Here is a 22,631-nt window from a genome sequence, read left to right as displayed (position 1 = left end):
TTTTGGCCAGGGGATTCAATAAAGTCATACTCATGGGGAACTTGTCCCGAGACCCAGAAATACGATACACAGCTTCCAAGCAAGCAGTAGCGCGGTTGAATGTAGCCGTTGATCGCCAGTGGAAGGGGCGAAATGGTGAGATTCAAAACCAGGTCGACTTTATTCCTATCGTTGTATGGGGAAGCCAGGCTGAAAACTGCGAGCGGTATCTTAGAAAGGGTCGTCCTGTTCTTGTTGAGGGACGTCTCCAGGTACGGAGCTACGAAGACAAGTCTGGCGAACGCCGTTGGGTGACGGAAGTAGTTGCTTCTTCGGTTGTCTTCTTAGGTAGTGCCCCTCGAGATGACGATAACAAAGGAAACCACTCTAGTAGCGGAAGCGATGACTTTGGTAGCATCCGTGACAGAGGTTTCGATGGAGAAGAGTTCCCTCTGGATATCTCCGAAATGGGAGAGACTGATTCCGGAGATGATGAAGCAGATATTCCGTTTTAGGGAGGAGGAACATCAATGGCTGTAAGTGGTGGCGCTTCAAAGGGCGGAAACAGAGGTCCGAGAAGAGGCGGCAAGAGACGGCCAAAGGTTTGTTTTTACTGTGTCGACAAAATTGATCACGTTGACTATAAAGATGTAGAACGCCTGCGGAAGTACGTAAGTGAACGGGGCAAGATTATGCCAAGACGTGTTACCGGAAATTGCGCAAAGCATCAGCGTCAGCTGACAATAGCGATTAAAAGAGCTCGTTTTATGGCACTTCTGCCCTACGCCTTAGATTAAACGGCAAAATAGAGACTTTTCCAAGGGGGGTAGCTGCGGCTTCTCCCCTTGTTTTTTCGGCACAACTAGTGCATGAAAGGATGTTTGTGTGTGACACCGACGAGAAGCCTCGTAGAATCATCCCTTCTTGTAGGGTTGGCTGTGGTCCTTTTTTTGGCCGCACAGTTTCTACCGGTTGTGGGGATTGGTTTTTCCTTTCTTTGTCCGGCTCCTCTGGTGGTAATGGGTCTAAGACATGATTTTAAGAAAGCTCTGCTGGGTGTTGCTGTAGCGACAGGGCTTGTCATGATCTTCATGGGACCTCTGGGAGCACTCTTTTTCCTCCTTGGTTTTGGCGTATTGGGAGTAGGTCTTGGCCAATTGGCAAAGCGCCTTCATCGAGGAGTGGAAATCCTTCTCTATGGCATACTCCTTTCTCTGGGAAGTAAATTGCTTCTTATGGTGATAGCGAGTAAAGTTATGGGAGTAAATCCTTTTTCTGTTGATCCTGTAGAGATTGAGAGTATGTTGAATAAAGTATTTGCTTTTTATGCGGGAAAAGGGTTATCGCAAGAAACTATCGAATCGATGAAGCAGCAGATGATGATGACCTTGAAAATTATCCCTCTCGTTTTCCCGGCTTTGCTGACTCTTGCTGCATCAGTGGATTGCTATTTGAGTTATGTTATTAGCGGGGCAGTAATCCGACGTATCGGGAGTGGCACTCTTCCTCCGTTGCCTTCTTTTTCAAACTGGAGATTCCCCAAAAGCATTTTCTGGGCTCTTCTTGTCTCCATACTGTTTTCCATGTTAGGAATGCAACAAGGGGAAGCAAGTCTTATGTTTCGTATGGGAATGAATCTAAAACTTTTGATCAATATTCTTTTTTTACTCCAGGGACTGTCCGTCATCTGGTATTATTTTTCATTGAAGGGTTTGGGATCTTTTGTGAGATGGGTTGCTGTTATTTTAGTTCTCTTTGTTCCCTTCCTTTCAACAATTGCATTGATTCTTGGTGTATCTGATATGTGGTTTGATTTCAGGTCACGAATCAGGAGGTAATAGCAATGAAGGTGATCTTGAAAGAAGATGTTTCGAAACTTGGTCGTAAGGGAGACCTTGTTGAGGCCTCCGATGGATATGTTCGTAACTATCTTATCCCTCGAGGTTTAGCAGATGAAGCTACTCCTGCTAAAATAAAAGAGTGGCAGAAAGAAAAGAAGACTCAAGAGAAAAAGGAAGAAAAACTTTTGGCTGAAGCCGAAGAGAAATGCCGTTGGTTGCAGGGGAAAAGAATCGTTGTAAAGGCGAGTGCCGGCGATAGCGGAAAACTTTTTGGCAGTGTTACTAATGCTCATGTAGAAGAGGCATTAAAGAAACAACTGGATGTGTCTATTGACAAGAAAGATATCAAATTGGATGAGAACATCCGAAATACAGGAGAGTATTCCTTTACTGTAAAGCTCTATTCAGGAGTAGAAGCTCGTATGACAGTTAAAGTCGAGGCTGAATAGTTGTGACTGAGACCATTTATGACAGAGTGCCTCCAGCGAGTCCGGAGGCTGAGCGTGCTGTGTTGGGGGCTTGTCTCGTTGACAGAGAAGCCCTCAATACGGTAATAGAGATTTTAACTCCAGAAGATTTTTATGATTTGACTCATCGTGAAGCTTACGATGTGGTTTGTGACATGGCGCAGCGAAATAAGCCTGTCGACGCTTTGACATTCCTTGAAGAAATTAATCGTCGTGAACTTGATAAAAAAATTGGTGGGCAGCCCTTTATAGCAGGACTTGTCAATGGGGTTACGACGACGGCTAATGCGGAATATTATGCTCTTATTGTTAAAGATAAGGCAATACATCGGCGTCTTATTTCTGCGGGTAATAAGATCGTGCGTCTTGGTTATTCTGAGGAATTGGAAGTAGACGAGATCCTTGAAGAATCTGAAAAAGCAGTTTTTGAAATTGCTCAAAAGAGGAATAGAACGAATTTCAGACCAATATCTGATGTTTTAGGCAAGACATTCCAGATTATTGAAGAGCAATATCGTAAGTCAGATCAGGACGTAACAGGTTTCTGCACTGGTTTTTATCAGTTTGACAGAATAACGGGAGGATTCCAGCCGGGAAGTTTGAATATTATTGCGGCTCGTCCGTCTATGGGTAAGACAGCCTTGGCTTTGAACATGGCGCAGTATGGCGGTGTCGATCGTCACGATCCTGTATTGATCTTCAGCCTTGAAATGAGTGCTGAACAGCTTGTTCAGAGAATGCTTGGTTCTGAAGCCAAGGTCAATATTCACGATATACGTAACGGGTCGTTTGCAGAAAATGATTGGGATAAACTGGCAGATGCTGCTGGACGGCTATCTCAAGCTCCCATCTTTATTGACGATAGTTCAATGCTCTCTACTCTTGAATTTAGAGCCAGAGCGCGACGTTTTAAATCCCGTTTTGAAAATTTGGGACTTATCGTTGTCGACTACTTGCAGCTTATGAGTTTCGCAAGGCGAATTGATAGTAAACAGCAGGAAGTTGCTGAAATATCACGAGCTTTAAAAGGAGTGGCACGAGAGCTTGATGTCCCAGTTGTTGCCCTTTCTCAGCTTTCACGAGCTGTTGAGCAACGAAACGATAAAATGCCTCAATTGTCAGATCTTCGAGATAGTGGAGCAATAGAACAGGATGCAGACTTGGTTATGCTTTTATATCGTCCCGGTTATTATGATACGGCAGCTGCTCCAGAAGAAGAAGATAATAGGGCTGTTATTCGTATAGCGAAGCATCGTAATGGACCTACAGGAGATGTCGATCTTGTCTTCTTGAGGGAATATACGAGGTTTGTAAATGCTGAAAGAGGATATATGTAAGGTCCTTCTTTCAGGGAGATTGACTATATATGGAGGAACGATATGGCAGGCATGATGAATTTTCTTCGAAATGAATCATTGCTGCACGGGATGAAAAATGAGACGGCTAACGATCAAAAGCGGCGATTATGTGATTTGCCTATAGATCAGATACGACCGAATCCCCTTCAGCCGCGGCAATATTTCGATGAAGATGATCTGCAAGAACTAGCTACGTCTATTGCAGAACTCGGAGTAATACAGCCTGTGGTCGTTTGCCAGGTAGAGAATGGTTATGAACTCATAGTGGGGGAGCGACGTCTTCGAGCCGCTAAACGAGCCGGACTTTCTGTAATCCCGGCAATCATAACGGAAGTAACGCCGACAGACCAACAGGTTATTGCTCTCGTAGAAAATATTCATAGAAGTAATCTTTCTTCAATAGAAGAAGCTCGATGTCTACAGGATATCTTGCAACGTACAGGCTGGAACCAATCGTATCTTGCACAGCGCCTTGGACGTTCTCAGTCTGCTATTGCAAATAAACTTCGTCTTCTTAAATTAGAAGATGATGTGCAGACTATGGTTCTTGAGGGAGAGTTGGGGGAACGTCAAGCGAGAGCTCTCGTTGCTCTTGAAGGAGACGTTCAAAAAGAATGGGCACAGCGTATCGTCGATGAAAAAATTCCTGCAAAAGATGTAGAAAAGCTTGTTCGTCAGGAATCGTCTAAAACAGATATGCTTAAAAGTAATAGAACAACTCAGGGAAAGAAACAGAAGGGATTAAGTTTTGCCGGACCAGAAGGGCCGACAGGAGAGCTTCTTAAAGATTTGGCTTTATTGGTGGAGCAAAGCCGCCGGCGAGGAATTCCTGTTGTCTGGAAAGTTAAGGAGCTCGCTCAGCGGCAGCTTATTGTTGAAATAGCTGTAGATTTGAAAGAACAAATTGTGAATGATGAAGAAAAGGCTTTGTCCCATGAAAGCAAGTAACAATATTGAATCGTTTTTTGCATCTCAAAGCCCCTCATTTTTAATGGAGGGCTTTTTATTTTGTTGTTTTGGAATGGTTCTAATCTTTCCCAATATGATCTTTTCAGGTGATTATTGGTATCAGACGTTACATTTGATGAAATGGTTTTTTGCTTTTGTCCCCATAGCTATGATGGTTATGGTTTTATGGATCTATTCATTTCGGAGTCATATTTCTTTTACAATAGATTTTTTTTCGATATTATGGTTTATTTTTCTACTCTATATGGCGATGCAAACAGTCTTCATTGAAATATCTTCCATCCCTTCTTTTATAAGGGGCTATGTTTTTTTTGCTAGCCTCTTTGCTCTTTATTGCTTAACTCTAAACTTTTTTAAGGAAACGATGCTCTCTTTTATATTATGGGGGAGTAGTATCGCTGGCGTTCTCAGTGTCTTTTTTGCTGAGTTGCAGTTGCTTGGAATAAATGGGGTTTTCCCCTTTATTCTCAACACTCCTGGACACTATATTGCCAATACTGGGCAGCAGAATATGTTCGGCATATGGCTTGCTCTATGTGCTCTCAATACCATGTTTCTTTACATAAAGAAAAAATCTTTTAACTCAGGAATCATTGCCCTTTTCTTGTTAGCAATTATCGAATGGGGTCTTTGGAATACAACGAGTCGTTCTGCTATTTTCGGAATGGCAGCGGGGATTTTTTTCATGTTGATTATGGCTCTTCGGACGCAGACGAAAGAGACACTCAAAAGGACTTTTGCTGTAGTTTTTATTTTCCTCCTCGTCATGGCTGGAATTGTGGAAATTAACAAGGGGCGCATAGGAACGCTGAAGGATAAATTTAAAGATATCCTTGACCATCCTACGTCTGTAGCCAAGCGAGATAGCATTTGGCTCACGTCATGGACCATGTTTCGCTCAACCCCCGTTTCAGGAGTAGGCCTTGGCCAATACAAATGGCACTATCTTGAAGCCCAAAGAGAAATGAGGCATTTGCGTCCGGAAAAAACATGGCAATTTACGTACTGGGCGCACAATGAATATCTGCAATGGATATGCGAAACAGGCGTTATTGGGGGAGGCTGGCTTCTTCTTTTAGCAAGTTGGTGGTTATGGAATTTCACAAGACTTTTATTGAGAAAACGATCCCTCTCTTATGAGGCGTTCTGGGGAATATCTATTTTGGCGCTTATATTAGGAACAGCTCTGTGGACGCGGCCTTTCCATCGTATCGAGGATGCAGTGTGGATATCTGTTGCTTTCGGAGTTGCCAATAGGGAAATTTTCCTTTTTCAGCCTCTTCTTTCCTTCTCTGAAAAGGGACAAAAAATTTTATTTACCTTCGCGGGAATGTGTGTATTGTCGGCGCTCCTCTTTTTCGGACATGGCCTTTATGGCGATCGTCTCGTCAGTCTTTCTCTTGATAGCGAGAGTGCTGAAAACAAAAAAAATTATCTGGAAAAAGCCGCAACATCCCTTATGGTGCAAGATATAGCAGAAAAAAAATTAGCTTACTATTATTTGAACTTAGGTGAGAATCATGAAAATCCCGAATTAGTTGCTATTGGTCTCAATCGCCTTTACAACGTTTTTAAGCAACAACCTCACAGTAGGGAGCTTTCAGTTCTTCTCGATTGGGGGAAAAAGCTAGAAAACAAAACTCTAATTCAGGAAATGTCATCTTTTATTCAGTAAACACTATGGGGCAGAGAAAATATTTTCTCTGCCCCATAGTATTATTAATCGTTTTATGGAATGTACAGTAAATCCCTATATGTAGGATAGGGCCATACGCTAGCTGCCGTAATGGATTCAGCTGCGTCACACATGCCTCGAATAGCTTCATAGAGAGGCAATCCTTCTTCTGTGAGAACCTGAGCCTGTTTCTCAAGCGGCATTTCTTGAATAGACTGACGCAAATTGTCCAGACGTTCGATAGATGTTAGAAGCCCGCTCTTAAGTGATCCTAGGCGTTCTACGAATTTAAACCATGGCTGTGTATCGATAGCTCCCTTTCCTTCAAAAGAAGAGAGGGATTGTCCTTCTAGAACAATTTGTTTCGTCAAAGCTGGTAAAATACCTTCCCAGACCATGGAGTGAAGAATGCCCATCTCGATTTCAACAGTTTTTACGTATTGCTCAAGTCGTATTTCATAATATGCAGATGTCTCTCTATCTGTCATAACATGTAAATCAGACAAAAGCTGGCGATGCTCAGGAACAAGATAGAGGGCAAGAGCTTCCGGGGTACTGTTTGCAATAGTCAAGCCCCGTCTTTTTGCTTCATCGTGCCATTCCTGACTATATGCGTTTCCTTCGAAGCGAACATTTTTACTTTCCTGAGCTGCGTAACGAATAGCTTCAAGGGCTGCATCTACAACGTCCCCACCGCCAAGTCGGGACTCTATCATTGAGCATATCTGATCTAATCCCCACGCCCAGATACTCAAGATCATGGTAAGAGGTCCGGCTATGGATTGAGATGCACCAGGTGCACGGAATTCAAACTTGTTACCTGTGAAGGCTAATGGAGCAGTTCTGTTTCTATCTGTATTATCTACGCTGACTTCTGGTAGACGTGTTAGGCCGAGATCGATGAGACTCTTCCCGGGGAAAGATTCGGGAAGTCCTTGCTCGATTCTCTCAAGAATAGCAGATAGCGTATCTCCCAGATAGACACTCATAATTGCAGGAGGAGCTTCATTTCCTCCAAGTCGGTGCATATTCCCTGGAGATGCAATGGAGGCGCGAAGAAGGGGGCTATACTTTGAAAGCCCAAGGAGCAGCGCTGATAGGAACGTCAAAAACTGAATGTTCTTTCTCTGGTTTGATGAAGGTTTCAATACATTCTTACCTTCACTATCCTGTATTGAGAAGTTAATGTGTTTTCCACTTCCGTTGAGACTGGCAAAAGGCTTTTCGTGAAGCAAAAGCATGAGATCGTGGCGACGAGCCATTTTGCGCATAGTTTCCATAATAAGCTGGTTCTGATCGCATGCCAGGTTGGCTTCAGCGAACTGTGGTGCAAATTCGAACTGGCAGGGGGCAACCTCATTATGTCGAGTTGTAATGACAACACCCAGCCGATACAGATCTCGTTCGACATCTTCCATATATGCAAGAACTCGTGGAGGAATGGCGCCAAAATAGTGATCTTCCATCTGTTGTCCTTTAGGAGGCTGACAACCAATAATAGTACGTCCGCAGAATTGAAGATCGGGACGTTTACGTGCACCAGCTCCGTCGACAAGGAAAAATTCCTGCTCAGCTCCTACTGTTACCTTAGCCCAACGGACACCGCGGTTTCCAAAGAGTTTTAAAAGACGAAGGGCTCGGCTTTCCACGGCATCGAGCGATTTCATCAGAGGTGTTTTGAGGTCTAATGGAGTTCCGTCGTAGGAGATGAAGACAGATGGAATACAGAGAGTACCTCCCTTTCGGCTCGTAACAATAAAAGCAGGACTTGTTGGGTCCCATGCACTATATCCGCGTGCTTCAAAAGTAGAGCGAATGCCACCTGATGGGAAAGAAGAGGCGTCTGGCTCACTTTGTACCAGTTCTTTTCCTTTAAAAGACTCCATGGGCAGTCCGTTTTCGTCGGCAGTGAGGAACGCCATATGCTTTTCTGCCGTAAGTTCTGTTCGAGGATGAAACCAATGTGTGTAATGAGTAGCCCCTTTTGAAAGAGCCCATTCTTTCATTGCGGCTGCTACCATATCGGCAATACTTGCGTCAAGTTTCTGACCGCCTTCAATAGAAGCAATGAGAGCATCGTATACATCTCTCGGTAGTCGTTCTCGCATAGCTCGTCGATCGAAAACATACATGCCGAAAATATCACGTGGTTTATCGTACGCCATCTTAATCTCCTCTCCCTTTCTAATGTGGATATAGAATAAAAAACGATGCTGTTTTATAGCACTTAAAAAATAAAGAGTCAATAGCTTTTTGCAAATTTAATGTTATAAGTATGGGTTTAATGTGCAAATTGCATTTAAAAAGTTGTTTTATGCACATTCAATTCTAAAGCGAAGCATTTTTTATGCAGTTTTGCATGTATATGTATTTGGGGATGACAAAATATATCAAAACTGGGTATTTCGTCTCTTTTCTTGTGAGATGCAACAAATGCGAAGTCTTGTAAATATAGTGTAAAATCAAAATAACGTCACTTTTATAGAGAGAGGAGCGAATGGCTCAATGCTTCTTAAGAAAGAGTTTATTTTCGATGCGGCTCATAATCTTGTGCACTATAAGGGGAAATGCGAAAACCTTCATGGGCATACCTACCGCATGGTTATTGTTATAGAAGGAACTCCAGATCATGAGGGAATGGTCGTTGATTTTTGCGAAGTCTCTTCAATAGTAAAGGAAAAAGTTGTTTCTCGTCTTGACCATGCTTATATTAACGATATTATTCCTCAGCCTTCAGCGGAAAATATTGCTGTCTGGGTCTGGAAAGAGATAGAACAGTTTTTCAAACGTCCACATTGTCATCTCTACGCTGTAGAAATTTGGGAAACCGCAACCAGCGGAGTTATTGTCAGAAAGGAAGACATCTATGCGTGATGTTCAAAACGAGAGAGATTCAAGAAAGGTTGCCATTGACCTCGTAGGGGTACGAAATGTTTCTTATCCTATAGTTGTTCTTGACAGAGAACAGAACGAACAGCAGACTGTAGCTCAGATTTCGATGGCGGTCTCCCTGCCTCATCACTACAGGGGAACACACATGAGTCGTTTTATCGAAGTGCTTGAAGAGATACAAGGCAAAATTACCTTATCCCGAATGGAGCAAATTACAGAACACCTTCGCCAGGTTCTGGAAGCCGATCGGGCGGAGATAACCTTTCAATTTCCCTATTTTATCCGCCGTTATGCTCCTGTAACAAAAATTCCGAGCTATTCCCGATATGATGTTACTTTTTGGACTCAAAAAGAGGAAAACTTCGACCTGATAACTACTGTTTCGGTGCCAGTTCAAACGTTATGTCCATGTTCAAAGGAAATTTCGGATGTTGGAGCTCATAATCAAAGAGCTCGGATAGATATTTCTGTCCGTATGAAAAATTTCGTATGGATAGAGGAACTTGTAGAAATAGCTGAGCGATGTGGTTCTGCACCTCTTTACACATTATTGAAACGGGAAGATGAAAAATATGTTACTGAACAAGCGTATAATAACGCTAAATTTGTGGAGGATGTTTTACGTGATACAGCGTTGGAACTCGACACGGAAGAACGCATTTCATGGTACAGAGTGCGAGTTGTAAGCTCAGAAAGTATACATAATCACGATGCTTTCGCGGAATTAGAGCGGCACGTATCTTCTTAGGGGGGATAGTATGAACATACTCTTTGGTGGCAAGGCTTTTTTACGTTTATGGGATGTGCTTTCTCCGGCTTTCCAAGAGCATTCTTTAGATGTTGCCGAAGACGAAGAGATACCTTCCAAACTCCCATGGGCAGATATTTTTGTTATACGCCCCATGACTATAGATAAGGATATTCTCAAGTATGGAGCAAAACTTAAATTGGTTCAGCAGTGGGGTGTTGGTGTAGAGGGGTTAAACGTTGAAGATTGTACTGAAGCAGGCGTTTATGCATGTAATATTCCTTCGCGGGGAACAGGTAATGCAGAAGGTGTTGCAGAGATAGCCATTCTTCATATGATGCTGCTGGCAAGACGATATCACAGGGCGAAAGAAAAACTTCAGGAAGGCAAGGTGTTCACACCTCCGGGAGTCACTCTTTGGGGAAAACGAGCTTGTGTCATCGGACTTGGAAACTTGGGGCACTGTGTTGTTGAGCGGTTAAAAGGCCTTGGAATGAGCGTTACTGGGGTTAATAGAACGTACCGGGAAGAATTTTCCCAATGGGGAGTTGATACCTTTTATTCCCTGGCTGAAATGGAAAAAGCATTGGCAGGTTGCCGCTTTGTAATTTTGGCGTTGGCTTTGACTCCAGAGACATATCATTCAATAGCAGAACCTTTCTTTCAGTCGATGGATAGGGACGCTTTCTTTATTAATGTGGCTCGCGGGGATATTGTTGTGCGTGAAGCCTTTGATAAAGCTCTTCAAAACAAATGGATTGCAGGCGCAGGTTTCGACGTTTTTTGGAAAGAGCCGCCTGAAATTACTGACCCTATATTGAATCACCCTCTTGTAACGACAACCCCTCATATTGGAGGGGTCACTGATGCTTCTTTGAATGGTGCTATTGACTTTATTGTAAAAAATGTTCAGAGGGTGGCCCTTGGAGAAGAGCCCTATTCTTGCTTGAATAGCAGGGATCTTCAAAGAAAGAAGACACTCTAATCGATGGACTTTAAAGAAAAAAGGAAAAAACTTCTTTATGGAGTTATTGTTTTATGTTTTATAACGGCAGCTATTTGGATTTATGGTCTTTGGTGGCGTTATTACGAAGTGACTCATCCTCGTATTGCACAGGCTATTCCTCATTCGTATGAGGAGCAGGTTCCTCTGTATGGTGTTCTTTTATGGGACGAAGTTGTAGTGACTTCTCCCCTCAAGGGAACACTTTCATATGCTGTTTCAGGGCATGGAGGGAGAGTCAGCAAAGGGGATGTCATTGCGACTGTAACAGCCTCCGCACGCCAACAATTACGGGCCCCTCAGACAGGTTATTTTATTCCGGGCCTTGATGGTGTGGAAGGTGGGTTGAGCTACTCTTCCCTTTGGGGGGGAGAGGAAAAATTTCCTGACCTTCCATCGCTGAGGTATTTTCCTGGAAATCATAAAGTCAACAAGGGAGACGCTATCGGTAAAATTATTCCGATGCCTCAACAGCTGCGTATTGTAGGTTATGCCGATTTAACTCCGGCCCTTGAAAAACAACTGGCACGAGGAGTACTTTTGGTGCGCAGAGGGCCCAAAGAATCATTGTACGAAGCGGGAATACGCGTAGTTCGTAAAATGGGGTATAGAACAAAATTGTATCTCTCATTGCCCTTTTTTCCTGTTAATATTGTGAAAAATCGTTCTGTATCGTATCTTATTTCTACGGAAGAACGTGTAGGCGTTTCAGTTCCTCAATCGGCGGTTATCTTGCGAGGCGGGAAACTTGGGGTTTTCCTTGTAGAAGGAAACTATGCCTGTTTTAAAGAAATCAATGGTATTCCCCTGTCTGATCATCTTTTTTTCGTGACAAGCGGACTGCAACCAGGAAATATTGTTATACTCAAAGCAGATCATGCCAGGGAGGGTCGAGTTGAGCTATGGTAAACGTTAATATTTGTGAAAATGTAGAAAGAATTCGTGGCTTGATTGCAGAAAGTGCAAAGAAGAGCGGGCGCAAAAAAGAAGAGATTCAACTTATTGCTGTGACTAAAAATCACAAAGTAGAAGAAATGGTTAAGGCCATACAGGAAGCGGGCGTTACGAACATTGGTGAAAACCGAGTGCAGGAAGCCCAGACCAAGCGGGCAAGCTGGCCGGAAAATGTAAATGCTGAATGGCATCTTATAGGACACTTGCAGAGAAACAAAGCAAGAAAAGCTCTTGAAATTTTTAATGTTATTCAATCTTTAGATTCTATTGCTCTTGCAGAACGACTTGAACGTATTTGTGTGGAAATGAAGCGTACAGTTCGTGTTTTGCTTGAGGTCAATACCTCGGGAGAAAGTGCCAAACATGGAGTTGCTCCCGATGATGTCTATTCTCTTTTCGATTATGTTATGGGAGAGTGTCCATCTCTAACAGTTCAAGGTCTTATGACTGTAGGTCCTCTCACGGAAGAAGAAAGCGAAGTTAGAGAGGCTTTCGCTCTACTCAGAAGCTTGAAAGAAAATTTAAGCTCATCAAGGGACGTTTCGCTTCCAGAACTTTCTATGGGGATGAGCGGCGATTTTCAGTGGGCTATCGAAGAGGGAAGTACCATGGTCCGGATCGGGACGGCGATATTTGGTCCTCGATCGTATTAACCGCTCTTATATTATAGGAGGTGGTTCAATGTTCGAGCGCCTTATGGCGATGTTGGGGCTTGCCGAATATAACTACGATGACGTTAATGGTGAAGATGAAACGGAATTAGAAACAACTTACGGCGAAGAAGATGTTGAAGAACGCCAGAAACGTATCTTAAAATCTCCACCGACACAGGCTCAGATTATTATTTGTCGTGGAGAACTTTGTCTTGATCGTAGAGAAGAACTTGGGGAAGCCCTGCATAAGGGTCTTAATGTTATTGTTGATTTGCGGAATATGGATCGTGACGTAGGGCAAAGTGTACTTGATTTTTTGTGTGGAGTTGCTTTCGCTATGCGAGGAGATGTAGTTCGTGTCTCTCCAGGAGTATTCATGGCATCTCATCGCAAGGGTATAGTGGAAGAATGGAAGGAGGAACATCGTGCCTGATCTTATCACGGCGCTTGATATTGAAAGTAAAACCTTTTCCAGGGCTATCAGAGGGTATGACCCCGATCAGGTTGACGAATTCCTTGATCATTTAGCAGAGACGTTACGTCTTATGGGGCAGCAGTTCTCAGACCTGGAACGGGAAAAAATGCGTTTGGAAGAGCAATTGAAGGAATATAACAATCTTAAGGATACATTGCAGGAAACACTTCTCATGGCTCAAAAAAGTGCAGAAGCGAAAAATGATGCGGCAAAGCAGGAAGCTGATGCTATTATTTCTGAGGCCCGGGCCAAGGGAGAGAGAATTGTTTTTGAGGCGATGAACGAGCGAGACCGTCATCGACGTGATGCGGCCAGGTTTTCTGACATGAAACGCGTCTTTAAGAGTGATATGGCAGCTTTGTTGACCAAGTTCTCTTCCTTAATCGATTCTATTGAAGACGATGTTGACGTTACTCAGGAAATTACTGTAGTTGAGGAGCATCAGGCGGAGTGACCGAACTTGAAGTACATCAGCAACCGATTCGCTACATAAAAGGGGTAGGGGCAGTTCGAGAAAAACTGTTGAATCGTCTAGAGATAGAGACGGTGGAAGATCTTCTTCTTTTTTTCCCCCGTCGTTACGAAGATCGGAGGGGATTAACCCCCCTTGCCGATGTAAAGCCGGATACAACAGTTTCTCTTCTCGTTCGTGTTGTTGCTTTGGAAAAACGCCAGACCTCAAGAAAAGGCTTCATGATTATCCAAGCTCTTCTTACTGATGGACACGATTTCATACGGGCTGTCTGGTTCAATCGGAAGGGACTTGAACGCCTTCTCACTCCAGGGAAGGAAGTTGCATTATATGGTGCAGTTGAATGGCGATACGGGCAACTGCAAATTACGAGTCCTGAATTTGAAATCATAGAGGAAGGGGAACATCCGGATTCCATTGGACATATTGTGCCGGTTTATCCACTTACTGCCGGATTGCAACAACGCTGGTTTCGCAATGTAGTTCGTTTTTGTCTTGAAAATTATAAAATAACGTCGGACCCTCTTCCAACATCTATTTGCTTGAAATATGAATTTCCGACGTTCTTCGAAGCTGTTCGTGAAATGCACTATCCACAAGGCAGAAAGAGCTGGAAGAAAGCGCGGGATCGTCTTGCTTTTCAAGAGCTATTCGTTCTGCAGACAGGAATGGCTCTCCGACGGGGTAAGCGTTCGCATTTTGCAGAAAAAGCGCCAATATTACCTGTAGATGGCCCGTTGCGGAAAAAGTTTTTAGATGAGGTCTTCCCTTACGCCTTGACTGAAGCGCAAAAGCGAGTCTCTTTCGAAATAAGTTCAGATTTGGAACAGAGCATTCCCATGCACCGTCTGCTTCAGGGGGATGTGGGCTCGGGAAAGACGGCTATTGCTGTTTTAGCCCTCATTCAAGCTGTGGAAGCTGGGTTTCAAGGAGCATTTATGGCTCCTACAGAAATTTTAGCCCAACAACATTACTATCGATTGAAATCCTTATTTAAACATTTGGGAATTTCTGTAGTTTTGCTCGTTGGTTCTTTAAAAAACAGCGTGAGGGATGATACACTGCACAAAATAGAAAGCGGCGAAGCACAGGTGGTTGTCGGGACCCACGCATTATTCTCAGATCCTGTTCTTTTCTTGAAACTGGGTTTGGCGGTTATAGATGAACAGCATCGATTTGGAGTGCTTCAAAAAAATGCACTGCGTTCCAAGGGAAGCAATGAGGGCATGGTTCCTCACGTGTTGGTGATGACGGCAACGCCCATTCCCAGAACACTTACGCTCTCTGTTTACGGAGATCTTTCTGTCTCTACAATAGATGAGATGCCTCCTGGGAGAACTGAGATTCATACTCGCTGGCTCAAGAAAAAAGAAGAGAGGCGATTGTGGACTTTCATTCGGGAGCGATGCTCGGAGAAAGAGAGAGTATATTGGGTGTGTCCTCTTATTGAAGAGAGTGAAGCCCTTTCAGTAACATCAGTTACGGAAAGATATGAATATTTGCAGGAACTATTTTCTGAACTGAGAGTGGGATTATTACATGGACAACTTCCAGCGAAGGAAAAAGAAAACGTGATGAATCATTTCGCCGCGGGGAAACTTGATATACTCGTATCGACTACTGTTATAGAAGTTGGAGTTGATGTTCCTGAGGCGACGGTCATGATTATCGAAGATGCGGATCGTTTTGGTCTTTCGCAACTTCATCAACTTCGTGGTCGAGTGGGAAGAGGAAAAAAACAGGGGTATTGCGTTCTTTTAAGTAATCCATCAACAAAGGAAGCTGTGGAACGGCTAAAAGTTATGTGTGCGACAACTGACGGATTTAAAATAGCGGAAGCAGATTTGAAACTTCGCGGTCCAGGAGAAGTTTGTGGCATCAGACAGCATGGAATTACAGATTTTCGTGTGGCTGATTTATTGAAAGATCGTTCTCTCTTGGAATTGGCCCGAAAAGATGCGTCTGATCTGATCGAAAAGGATTCACGACTTGAAAAAGAACCGGAACTTTTGAACTACGTGTTAAGAACAGTTGGACGAAACCTGGATTTGGTGGGAATTGCATGAATGAAGAATATTTTGAAAACTATCTTCAGCGTTTGTTGACCCGTGGAGCCTATACGTGTTGGCAAATTCAGGATAAACTCATAAAGAAGGGTGCAGCTGAAGAAGTAGCACATACATTGGTAGAAAAATATACAGAATTGGGCTTTCTAGATGATGAAGCCTATAGTATTCTTTATGTAGCATCTCATGTGGGGTGGGGTGACCGAAAGTTACGGGACGAGCTGAGACGACGAAAAGTGAGTCCTACGATAATTCAAAAGGTGCTCGAGGAAGCGGAAACAGACGAAGTACATCGTGCGTGTGTCTTGGCACAGGAGTGGAAGCGGCATGATGTTGATTCTCGAAAAATATGGGGACGATTGATACGTCGTGGATTTTCTGCCAGTTCCTGCAAGATTGCTTTGGAAAGGACTTGTGAGCCTTTCCGTTGATCTGTAAAATAGAATCCTCAGCACTACGTGTGCGGTCTTAAAATGTTACTGATCAGCACCTTGATAATAAAATGAGGAGTGATAGGCCAATTATGCAAATGATGACTGCTATTATAGGAATAGCTGCTGGCCTTGCTGCTGGAGTTGCAGCAGGGTTCATGCTTTCAAAGACTATTGGAGCCAAACATCTTGAAAATGCCAAATTACGAGCAGAAACAATTCTTAAAGAGGCTCTTCAAGAGGGGGAACAGCGTAAACGGGAGAAGTTGGCGGAGGCTCGCGAAGAAGCGTATAAACTTCGTCAGGAAGTTGAACGGGAAAGTAAGGAGCGTCGCTTGGAACTTCAAAGAGCAGAACGACGCCTTGAGCAAAAAGAAGAAAATCTTGATAAAAAGATGGACCGGATTGGTCACAAAGAGGAAGAACTTCGTCAACGTAAAGACGATATAGAGAAACAGTCTGCCGAGGTAGAGCTTGTTCGACAGGAACAGGTTAAACGCCTTGAAGAGATTGCTCAAATGTCGAGAGAAGAGGCCCGTCAGATTCTTCTTAAAGAGACAGAAGACGATATGCAGCATGATTTGGGCATGCTTATGAAAGATTTAGAGGAACGAACGCGGCGAGAAGCGGAGAAAAAGGGGAAAGAAGTTCTTGCGACGGCTATCCAACGTTGTGCTGTTGAACAGACATCGGAAGTCGCCGTGAGTGTCGTGCCTCTGCCTTCTGATGAAATGAAGGGACGTATTATTGGCCGTGAAGGACGAAATATTCGTTCCTTTGAAACCTTGACAGGCGTAGATCTTATTGTTGATGACACGCCAGAAGCTGTGACTTTGAGCAGTTTTGATCCTGTACGAAGAGAGGTTGCACGTCTTTCTCTCGAAAGACTTGTTGCCGATGGAAGGATTCATCCTGCCCGGATCGAAGAACTGGTGGAAAAGGCAACAAAAGATGTTGATGAGCAGATACTTGAAGCTGGAGAAACCGCCCTTTTGGAAACAGGCGTTAAAAATATGCACGATGAGCTTATTCGCCTTATAGGTCAATTGCGATATCGATATAGCTACGGACAAAATGCCTTACAGCATAGCCTTGAAGTATCACACTTATCGGGTATTATCGCTGCTGAATTGGGTGTTGATGAGGAGTTGGCCAGACGAGCCGGTTTGTTGCATGATATAGGGAAGGCTGTGGACCATCAGATAGAGGGGCCTCACGCCCTTATCGGAGCAGACTTGGCGAAACGGTATGGCGAATCTCCAGAAATCATAAATGCTATCGCGGCACATCATGAAGATGTAGAGCAGCAGTCGGTGTTTGACGTTATTGTTGCTGCTGCAGATGCTGTGAGCGCATCTCGTCCGGGAGCTAGAAGAGAAAGCCTTGACGCATATATACGCAGACTCGAAAAGCTGGAGGAAGTAGCGAAATCTTTCAAGGGAGTAAGTAAAGCATTCGCTATACAGGCTGGACGTGAAGTTCGCGTTGTGGTCTCTCCCAATGTGACGGATGAAGGCGTTGTTTATAAAATAGCCTATGATATCGCCCGTAAGATCGAAGAAGAGATGAAATATCCAGGCCAGATCAAAGTCACGGTAACACGTGAGGTTCGGGCAACAGAATATGCGAAGTAGGCATTTGCGATGATGAGAATACTTTTCGTTGGAGATATAGTGGGGCGACCGGGTCGAAAAACTTTTTTGACCCAGTTGCCTCTTCTTAAGAAAGAATTTTCGAAGATTGATTTTGTCATTGTTAATGGTGAAAATGCTGCTGCTGGAAAGGGCTTGACGGAGAAAATCAAAGACGAGTTCTTTGATGCAGGAGTAGATGGTATTACATCAGGAAATCATATTTGGGATAGGTCTGATTTTTACACAGTTTTAGACGAAGAAACTCGAATAGTGCGGCCTGCTAACTATCCGCCAGGGTGTCCTGGAATAGGAGTGACTGTTCTTTCGAAACGAGGATTGAAGCTTGGCCTTATAAATTTGCAGGGTCGGGTTTTTATGCCTGATACTGATTGTCCTTTTCGTAAGGCTGATGAAATTTTAGAAGATTTTGCCGATGTTCCCACCCTAATTGATTTTCACGCAGAGGCAACATCTGAAAAGAGGGTTTTAGGTTTTTATCTTGATGGCAGAGTTTCAGCTTTTCTTGGAACCCATACTCACGTACAGACAGCTGACGAAGAAATTCTACCAAAAGGAACAGCATATATTTCTGATGTAGGAATGACAGGTGCGCATCACAGCGCTATTGGTATGACGTTAGAAAGTGTTTTGCCAAAATTCCTTACAGGTCTCCCCTCTCGATTTCAAGTGGCCAGCGACGATTTGCGTCTTAATGCTGTGCTTATTGATATCGACACAGAGACTAAAAAAGCTACACACATAGAAAGAATAGTACGAGTATTAGACGAAGAAAACTAATAAGATAATAAAAAAATTGATTAATAAAACAAAAGGGAGGAGCTTTCAAAAGCTCCTCCCTTTTGTAATCATGTAAATTTAATAATTTGTTGTCTTAGCAGATACGGGGCAACATTTCGCCTACTGGCATATCCACTACTCGCATACCACCAATTTTTGTCTGAAGAGCAACCATTCCCTTATGTTCTTCAGTGACACTGCCTATTATTGAGGCTTCTTGGCAAAGAGGGTTTTCCCGTAAAATATTCAATACCTTATCTGTGTCTTTCGGGTCAACTCCTATGGCTGCACATCCTTCACACGCCAAATAAAGCGGATCAAAACCTAAAATATCACAGACAGACTGCACTGATGAACGAATAGGAATGCCCTCTTCTGAGAGTGTTACTCCTAATTGTCGTCCTTCGGCCCATTCGCACATAACCGTACCCAGCCCCCCTCGGGTGCAGTCACGCATACAGCGTAACCCATCAATTTTGAGCAGTGGTTCCAATGCTGGCCAAAGAGGAGCACAATCACTTTTCAGGTCTTCCGGATTAAGATCAAAACGGCTTGCTCCTATTGCTGCACCGTGTCGTCCTATAGATGTGCTAACGATAATCGTATCGCCTGGCTGGAGAAGATTCATCCCCAACGGAGCAGGTGTAACTCTTTCTCCAACAGCGCATGTTGTTATGAAAAGACCTTCAACGTGTCCCTTGGGAACTACTTTAGTGTCCCCTGCTACAAGCTGAATGCCGAGTTTTTGGCATATCGAAGAGGCACTTTTCATATATCGTGTGAGTTCATCTATATGAAGACCTTCTTCTGCAACAACACTCATCGTTATAAATTGAGGTTTAACCCCACGAACGGCTAAGTCATTTGCACTTCCGCAGATTGCAAGCTCTCCAATATCCCCACCTGGAAAATCTCGAGGCGAAACAGTAAAGCTATCAATGGTTACACCAATCTTCTCCCAGATAAGAGCACAATCTTCAAGATCTGACGTAAGATTTTTTTTAGGAAAGACGGAAAGAATGACCTGTATAAGATCTTGAGTTAATCGTCCGCCACTTCCGTGGCCAAGTGTGACTTTTTCCAGGGAGATTCACCTCCTCTATTATATTTGTAGTATGCAGAGCAAGACCCTTCACTTGAGACCATACATGGTCCAACGGGAGTCATAGGTGTGCATCGTTTAGCGAAAAGAGGGCATTCCAATGGACGTATATGCCCTGCTAAAACATCACCACAACGGCATCCTGCAGGAGGAGGCGGTGATGTAAGTGTTATTTGAAACCGAAGAAGGGTATCAAACGATGAAAACTCTTCCTTAAGCATATATCCGGAGAGAGGAATTTCTCCCAAGCCTCTCCATCGAGCAGAGCAGGGTGTAAATACCCGGTCTATCATTGAAAGAGCTTTTTGATTGCCTTCTGGTCGGACAGCTCGTGGATAGAGAGAGTGTAAAACAGCCTGACCATTTGCATGTTGAAAGACAAGGTCAGCAATGGCCAAAAGAATATCCATTGGTTCGAATCCGGCAATAGCACAAGGAATTTTATATTTTTGGGCAATGAACCGATAGGCGTTGTGTCCGAGAATAACACTGACGTGACCAGGAAGAATAAAACCATCTATTTTCAGGTCTGGATCTTGAACTAATTGCTCCAAAACGGGAGGTGTTTGTTTGTGATAACTCAGAATAGAGAAATTTGAAATGTTCTTTTCGCGCGCTTCGAGAACGGTAGCTGCGGTTGCTGGAGCAGTTGTTTCAAAACCCACAGCCAAAAAAACAACTTCTCGTTCGGGGTTATTTTCTGCAATGGATAAAGCCTGAGCTGCGCTTGTTACCAGTCGAACATCCTTCCCCTCGCTTTTTCTCTCGGAGAGAGAGCTCTTGGTTCCAGGAACACGAAGCATATCTCCGTAGGTTGCTACTGTGATTTGTGGCATGTCAAGAATGTCTATGGCGCAATCGATCTCTCCTTGATCTGTCACACAGACGGGACATCCCGGTCCAGATACAAGAGATAACTCTTCAGGAAGAAGAGAGCGGATTCCTGAACGGAATATAGAGACTGTATGTGTTCCGCATACTTCCATAAAAGTTAATGGTTTTGAAATTCTCTGGCCGATGGCTTCTATTACATGTTGAGCTGTAAAAGAGGCCTTGAAGGGGTTGGATTTTTTATCGGACTTTTGCATGGCTCTGTTCGGCATATTGATAAATTTCATCCCAAAGGGCCCGCAACTCTATTGAATCGTCTTTTTCTAGTTTTTCAATAGCAAAACCCGCATGTACCAGAACGGTATCTCCTATTTCAACAGAGTCTAACAAGTCTGTACGAACTTCAACCTGAACGGAACCTGTGTTGGCTAACGCTTTGTTTTCACCTAAGAATTTTTCTATTGTGTGAGGAACAGCAAGACACATCTCGTCTATCACTCCTTCCGACATATAATTCTACTCTATATCATTTCTTATGCAATGGACAGAAAAAATAAAAGAATTTTTGATCATTTTATTTTCATTTAAGGGCTACAATTATTAACCTCTTGATGTATAATTGAAGTACATTATCGTATATCTTGAATAATGCCAATCTTGAGTATTTTCAAATTTAGTTGTTGAGTGTGGGGAGGTGGAAGAGGAAAAAATAGAGTGAGAGTCGAATGTTACAAAAGTTTTTAGTAGTCAGATGAAAAGGGGGGTTATATGGAAGATGAGTAACAATGGAGAGAGAGAACAGTGGGGAAGTAGAATAGGTTTTATTCTTGCGGCCGCTGGTTCAGCCGTTGGTTTGGGAAACATTTGGCGTTTCCCTTATATCACCGGCCAAAATGGTGGAGGAGCTTTTGTTCTTATTTATGTTGCACTTGTTTTTGTTATCGGCTTCTCCGTTATGCTTGCAGAGGTAGCCATTGGACGTCGCGCTCAGTTGAATGCTGTAGGGTCATTTAAAAAATTAAAAGGTGGAGCTTGGCCGATCGTTGGCTGGATGGGTGTCGCTGCAGGGTTTATTATTTTGTCTTATTACGGAGTTATTGGCGGTTGGACTATTAAATACTTTATTAGCTCATGGACAGGGCTCATGGAAGCAGGAGCTGCTGGCAAGGCTGGAGATGTATTTGGCGGTTTCGTAACAAATACGCCACAAGTTATTATGTTCCAAGCGCTTTTTATGATAGTAACTATTTGGGTTGTCTATCGTGGTATAGGCGAAGGAATTGAAAAGTATTGTAAAGTGTTGATGCCAGCGCTTTTTGTAATTCTTTTGATTCTTATTGTTCGTTCTGTGACTCTTGAAGGCGCAGGAAAAGGGCTTGAATTCTATCTTAAACCCGACATGTCGAAAATTACCGGAGATACTTTCTTGGCAGCGTTAGGTCAGGCTTTCTTCTCTCTTTCTCTTGGCATGGGATGTATGATTACGTATGGCAGCTATTTGACGAGAAATACGACAATACCAAGTGCTGTTGGTCAGATATGCTTTATCGACACAATGGTAGCCTTACTTGCTGGTCTCGTTATTTTCCCGGCAGTTTTTGCATTTGGTGTCGAAGCCGGAGCTGGCCCGGGGCTTACATTTGTTACGTTGCCATCTGTCTTTTCTCAGATGCCTGGTGGTCCCATTTGGTCATCACTATTCTTTTTGCTTCTCTTCATAGCGGCGCTAACGTCTGCTATTTCTTTGCTTGAAGTGGTTTCTGCTTACTTTATCGATGAAATGGGATGGGGACGACCCAAGGCTGCGTTGCTTATGGGACTGACAATTTTCCTGTTGGGTATTCCTTCTGCAATTTCTCTTGCAGGCAATTTGAAAGTTGCGGGAAAAGATTTCCTTGATGCGGCGGACTTTTTGGCTTCTAACGTGTTGTTACCTTTAGGTGGACTCTTCATTGCCCTTTTTGTTGGCTGGGTCTGGACAGAGACTGCGCGTAAAGAGGTTAGCAACGATGGCACATATCAATTTGGTCTGATGGATGTATGGATTTGGATATGTAGAACTGTTGCCCCAATAGCCATTGCTATCATTTTCTGGCAGGGGTTGAAATGGTAAAAGAGTAGTAAGGTAATAAAAGTGAAATCAGCAGCGGGTTTTGACAATAGCTGCTTAAAGTAAAGATAACAGGGGGGAGAATAATTCCCCCTGTATTTTGTATATTTATGTGAATAGGATGAAAGTTTCATTTTTCACAAGGGCCTTGACTATCATCACTTATAGTGTAG

The 22,631-nt window shown here is 43.4% G+C and carries 23 protein-coding genes; 19 read left to right on the top strand and 4 right to left on the bottom strand.

From position 1 onward, the window contains the following. Positions 1-2: 2 nt before the first annotated feature. From ACZ5GY_RS07310 to ACZ5GY_RS07280, 7 genes are all read left to right on the top strand, one after another. On the top strand, positions 3-494 hold the full coding sequence (locus tag ACZ5GY_RS07310) for a single-stranded DNA-binding protein (protein ID WP_213690829.1): 492 nt from the start codon (positions 3-5) through the stop codon (positions 492-494). 15 nt (positions 495-509) lie between these two features. Continuing rightward, positions 510-776 (top strand): 30S ribosomal protein S18, encoded by a 267-nt coding sequence (gene rpsR, locus ACZ5GY_RS07305; RefSeq protein ID WP_213690830.1) that lies wholly within the window; start codon positions 510-512, stop codon positions 774-776. Positions 777-866: 90 nt separating this feature from the next. After that, entirely contained in the window at positions 867-1,817 is a 951-nt protein-coding gene (locus ACZ5GY_RS07300) for a YybS family protein (RefSeq protein WP_213690831.1), read from the top strand. 5 nt (positions 1,818-1,822) lie between these two features. After that, entirely contained in the window at positions 1,823-2,269 is a 447-nt protein-coding gene (gene rplI / locus ACZ5GY_RS07295; protein WP_213690832.1) for a 50S ribosomal protein L9, read from the top strand. 2 nt (positions 2,270-2,271) lie between these two features. Next, complete coding sequence (gene dnaB / locus ACZ5GY_RS07290) at positions 2,272-3,624, top strand: replicative DNA helicase (protein ID WP_213690833.1); 1,353 nt, start codon at positions 2,272-2,274, stop codon at positions 3,622-3,624. A 42-nt stretch (positions 3,625-3,666) separates the two neighbouring features. Further along, positions 3,667-4,593, top strand: a complete 927-nt coding sequence (locus ACZ5GY_RS07285; RefSeq protein WP_213690834.1) for a ParB/RepB/Spo0J family partition protein — start codon at positions 3,667-3,669, stop codon at positions 4,591-4,593. Continuing rightward, the gene (locus ACZ5GY_RS07280; RefSeq protein WP_464111706.1) at positions 4,580-6,289 is read left to right on the top strand and encodes an O-antigen ligase family protein; all 1,710 of its coding nucleotides are present in this window, start codon (positions 4,580-4,582) and stop codon (positions 6,287-6,289) included. The genes ACZ5GY_RS07285 and ACZ5GY_RS07280 overlap by 14 nt, the downstream gene beginning before the upstream one ends. 53 nt (positions 6,290-6,342) lie before the next feature. On the opposite strand, the gene ACZ5GY_RS07275 is transcribed toward ACZ5GY_RS07280, so the two are convergent. Then, complete coding sequence (locus ACZ5GY_RS07275; protein WP_213690836.1) at positions 6,343-8,454, bottom strand: glutamine synthetase III family protein; 2,112 nt, start codon at positions 8,452-8,454, stop codon at positions 6,343-6,345. A 340-nt stretch (positions 8,455-8,794) separates the two neighbouring features. On the opposite strand from ACZ5GY_RS07275, the gene queD reads away from it, so the two are divergent. The 11 genes from queD to ACZ5GY_RS07220 all read left to right on the top strand — a co-directional run bounded on the left by queD (position 8,795) and on the right by ACZ5GY_RS07220 (position 18,415). Then, a complete protein-coding gene (gene queD, locus ACZ5GY_RS07270; RefSeq protein ID WP_213690837.1) occupies positions 8,795-9,163 on the top strand; it encodes a 6-carboxytetrahydropterin synthase QueD in 369 nt (122 codons plus the stop codon). Next, positions 9,156-9,929, top strand: a complete 774-nt coding sequence (folE2, locus tag ACZ5GY_RS07265) for a GTP cyclohydrolase FolE2 (RefSeq protein ID WP_213690838.1) — start codon at positions 9,156-9,158, stop codon at positions 9,927-9,929. Before queD ends, folE2 begins: the two co-directional genes overlap by 8 nt. 10 nt (positions 9,930-9,939) lie before the next feature. Continuing rightward, positions 9,940-10,914 carry a 2-hydroxyacid dehydrogenase gene (locus ACZ5GY_RS07260; RefSeq protein ID WP_213690839.1) on the top strand — a complete coding sequence of 325 codons (975 nt, stop codon included), beginning with the start codon at positions 9,940-9,942 and terminating at the stop codon, positions 10,912-10,914. A 3-nt stretch (positions 10,915-10,917) separates the two neighbouring features. Further along, the gene (locus ACZ5GY_RS07255) at positions 10,918-11,841 is read left to right on the top strand and encodes a biotin/lipoyl attachment domain-containing protein (RefSeq protein WP_213690840.1); all 924 of its coding nucleotides are present in this window, start codon (positions 10,918-10,920) and stop codon (positions 11,839-11,841) included. Further along, positions 11,835-12,539 (top strand): YggS family pyridoxal phosphate-dependent enzyme, encoded by a 705-nt coding sequence (locus tag ACZ5GY_RS07250; protein ID WP_307879847.1) that lies wholly within the window; start codon positions 11,835-11,837, stop codon positions 12,537-12,539. Before ACZ5GY_RS07255 ends, ACZ5GY_RS07250 begins: the two co-directional genes overlap by 7 nt. Before the next feature lie 28 nt (positions 12,540-12,567). Continuing rightward, positions 12,568-12,972, top strand: coding sequence for a cell division protein SepF (gene sepF / locus ACZ5GY_RS07245; protein WP_213690842.1), 405 nt, complete (start codon positions 12,568-12,570; stop codon positions 12,970-12,972). After that, positions 12,965-13,468, top strand: a complete 504-nt coding sequence (locus ACZ5GY_RS07240; RefSeq protein ID WP_213690843.1) for a DivIVA domain-containing protein — start codon at positions 12,965-12,967, stop codon at positions 13,466-13,468. The genes sepF and ACZ5GY_RS07240 overlap by 8 nt, the downstream gene beginning before the upstream one ends. Beyond that, positions 13,465-15,552, top strand: a complete 2,088-nt coding sequence (gene recG / locus ACZ5GY_RS07235) for an ATP-dependent DNA helicase RecG (RefSeq protein WP_213699634.1) — start codon at positions 13,465-13,467, stop codon at positions 15,550-15,552. The genes ACZ5GY_RS07240 and recG overlap by 4 nt, the downstream gene beginning before the upstream one ends. Further along, positions 15,549-15,983 carry a regulatory protein RecX gene (locus ACZ5GY_RS07230; RefSeq protein ID WP_213699633.1) on the top strand — a complete coding sequence of 145 codons (435 nt, stop codon included), beginning with the start codon at positions 15,549-15,551 and terminating at the stop codon, positions 15,981-15,983. Before recG ends, ACZ5GY_RS07230 begins: the two co-directional genes overlap by 4 nt. A 92-nt stretch (positions 15,984-16,075) precedes the next feature. After that, the gene (gene rny / locus ACZ5GY_RS07225; RefSeq protein WP_213690846.1) at positions 16,076-17,617 is read left to right on the top strand and encodes a ribonuclease Y; all 1,542 of its coding nucleotides are present in this window, start codon (positions 16,076-16,078) and stop codon (positions 17,615-17,617) included. 12 nt (positions 17,618-17,629) lie between these two features. Next, the gene (locus tag ACZ5GY_RS07220) at positions 17,630-18,415 is read left to right on the top strand and encodes a TIGR00282 family metallophosphoesterase (RefSeq protein WP_213690869.1); all 786 of its coding nucleotides are present in this window, start codon (positions 17,630-17,632) and stop codon (positions 18,413-18,415) included. Between the two features lie 94 nt (positions 18,416-18,509). Here the strand turns inward: ACZ5GY_RS07220 and hypE are convergent, their stop codons facing one another. The 3 genes from hypE to ACZ5GY_RS07205 are packed head-to-tail and all read right to left on the bottom strand — an operon-like array spanning position 18,510 to position 20,846. Further along, positions 18,510-19,436 carry a hydrogenase expression/formation protein HypE gene (gene hypE, locus ACZ5GY_RS07215; protein WP_323401630.1) on the bottom strand — a complete coding sequence of 309 codons (927 nt, stop codon included), beginning with the start codon at positions 19,434-19,436 and terminating at the stop codon, positions 18,510-18,512. A 20-nt stretch (positions 19,437-19,456) separates the two neighbouring features. After that, a complete protein-coding gene (gene hypD / locus ACZ5GY_RS07210; RefSeq protein WP_307879849.1) occupies positions 19,457-20,635 on the bottom strand; it encodes a hydrogenase formation protein HypD in 1,179 nt (392 codons plus the stop codon). Continuing rightward, a complete protein-coding gene (locus tag ACZ5GY_RS07205; RefSeq protein WP_464111705.1) occupies positions 20,589-20,846 on the bottom strand; it encodes a HypC/HybG/HupF family hydrogenase formation chaperone in 258 nt (85 codons plus the stop codon). Before ACZ5GY_RS07205 ends, hypD begins: the two co-directional genes overlap by 47 nt. A gap of 277 nt (positions 20,847-21,123) precedes the next feature. On the opposite strand from ACZ5GY_RS07205, the gene ACZ5GY_RS07200 reads away from it, so the two are divergent. Continuing rightward, positions 21,124-22,461: a sodium-dependent transporter gene (locus ACZ5GY_RS07200; RefSeq protein WP_213699632.1), complete on the top strand. Its 1,338-nt coding sequence runs from the start codon at positions 21,124-21,126 to the stop codon at positions 22,459-22,461. Positions 22,462-22,631: the final 170 nt, after the last annotated feature.

Source organism: Aminobacterium thunnarium, from assembly GCF_055390565.1.
This window is presented reverse-complemented; position numbering and strand designations above follow the sequence as displayed.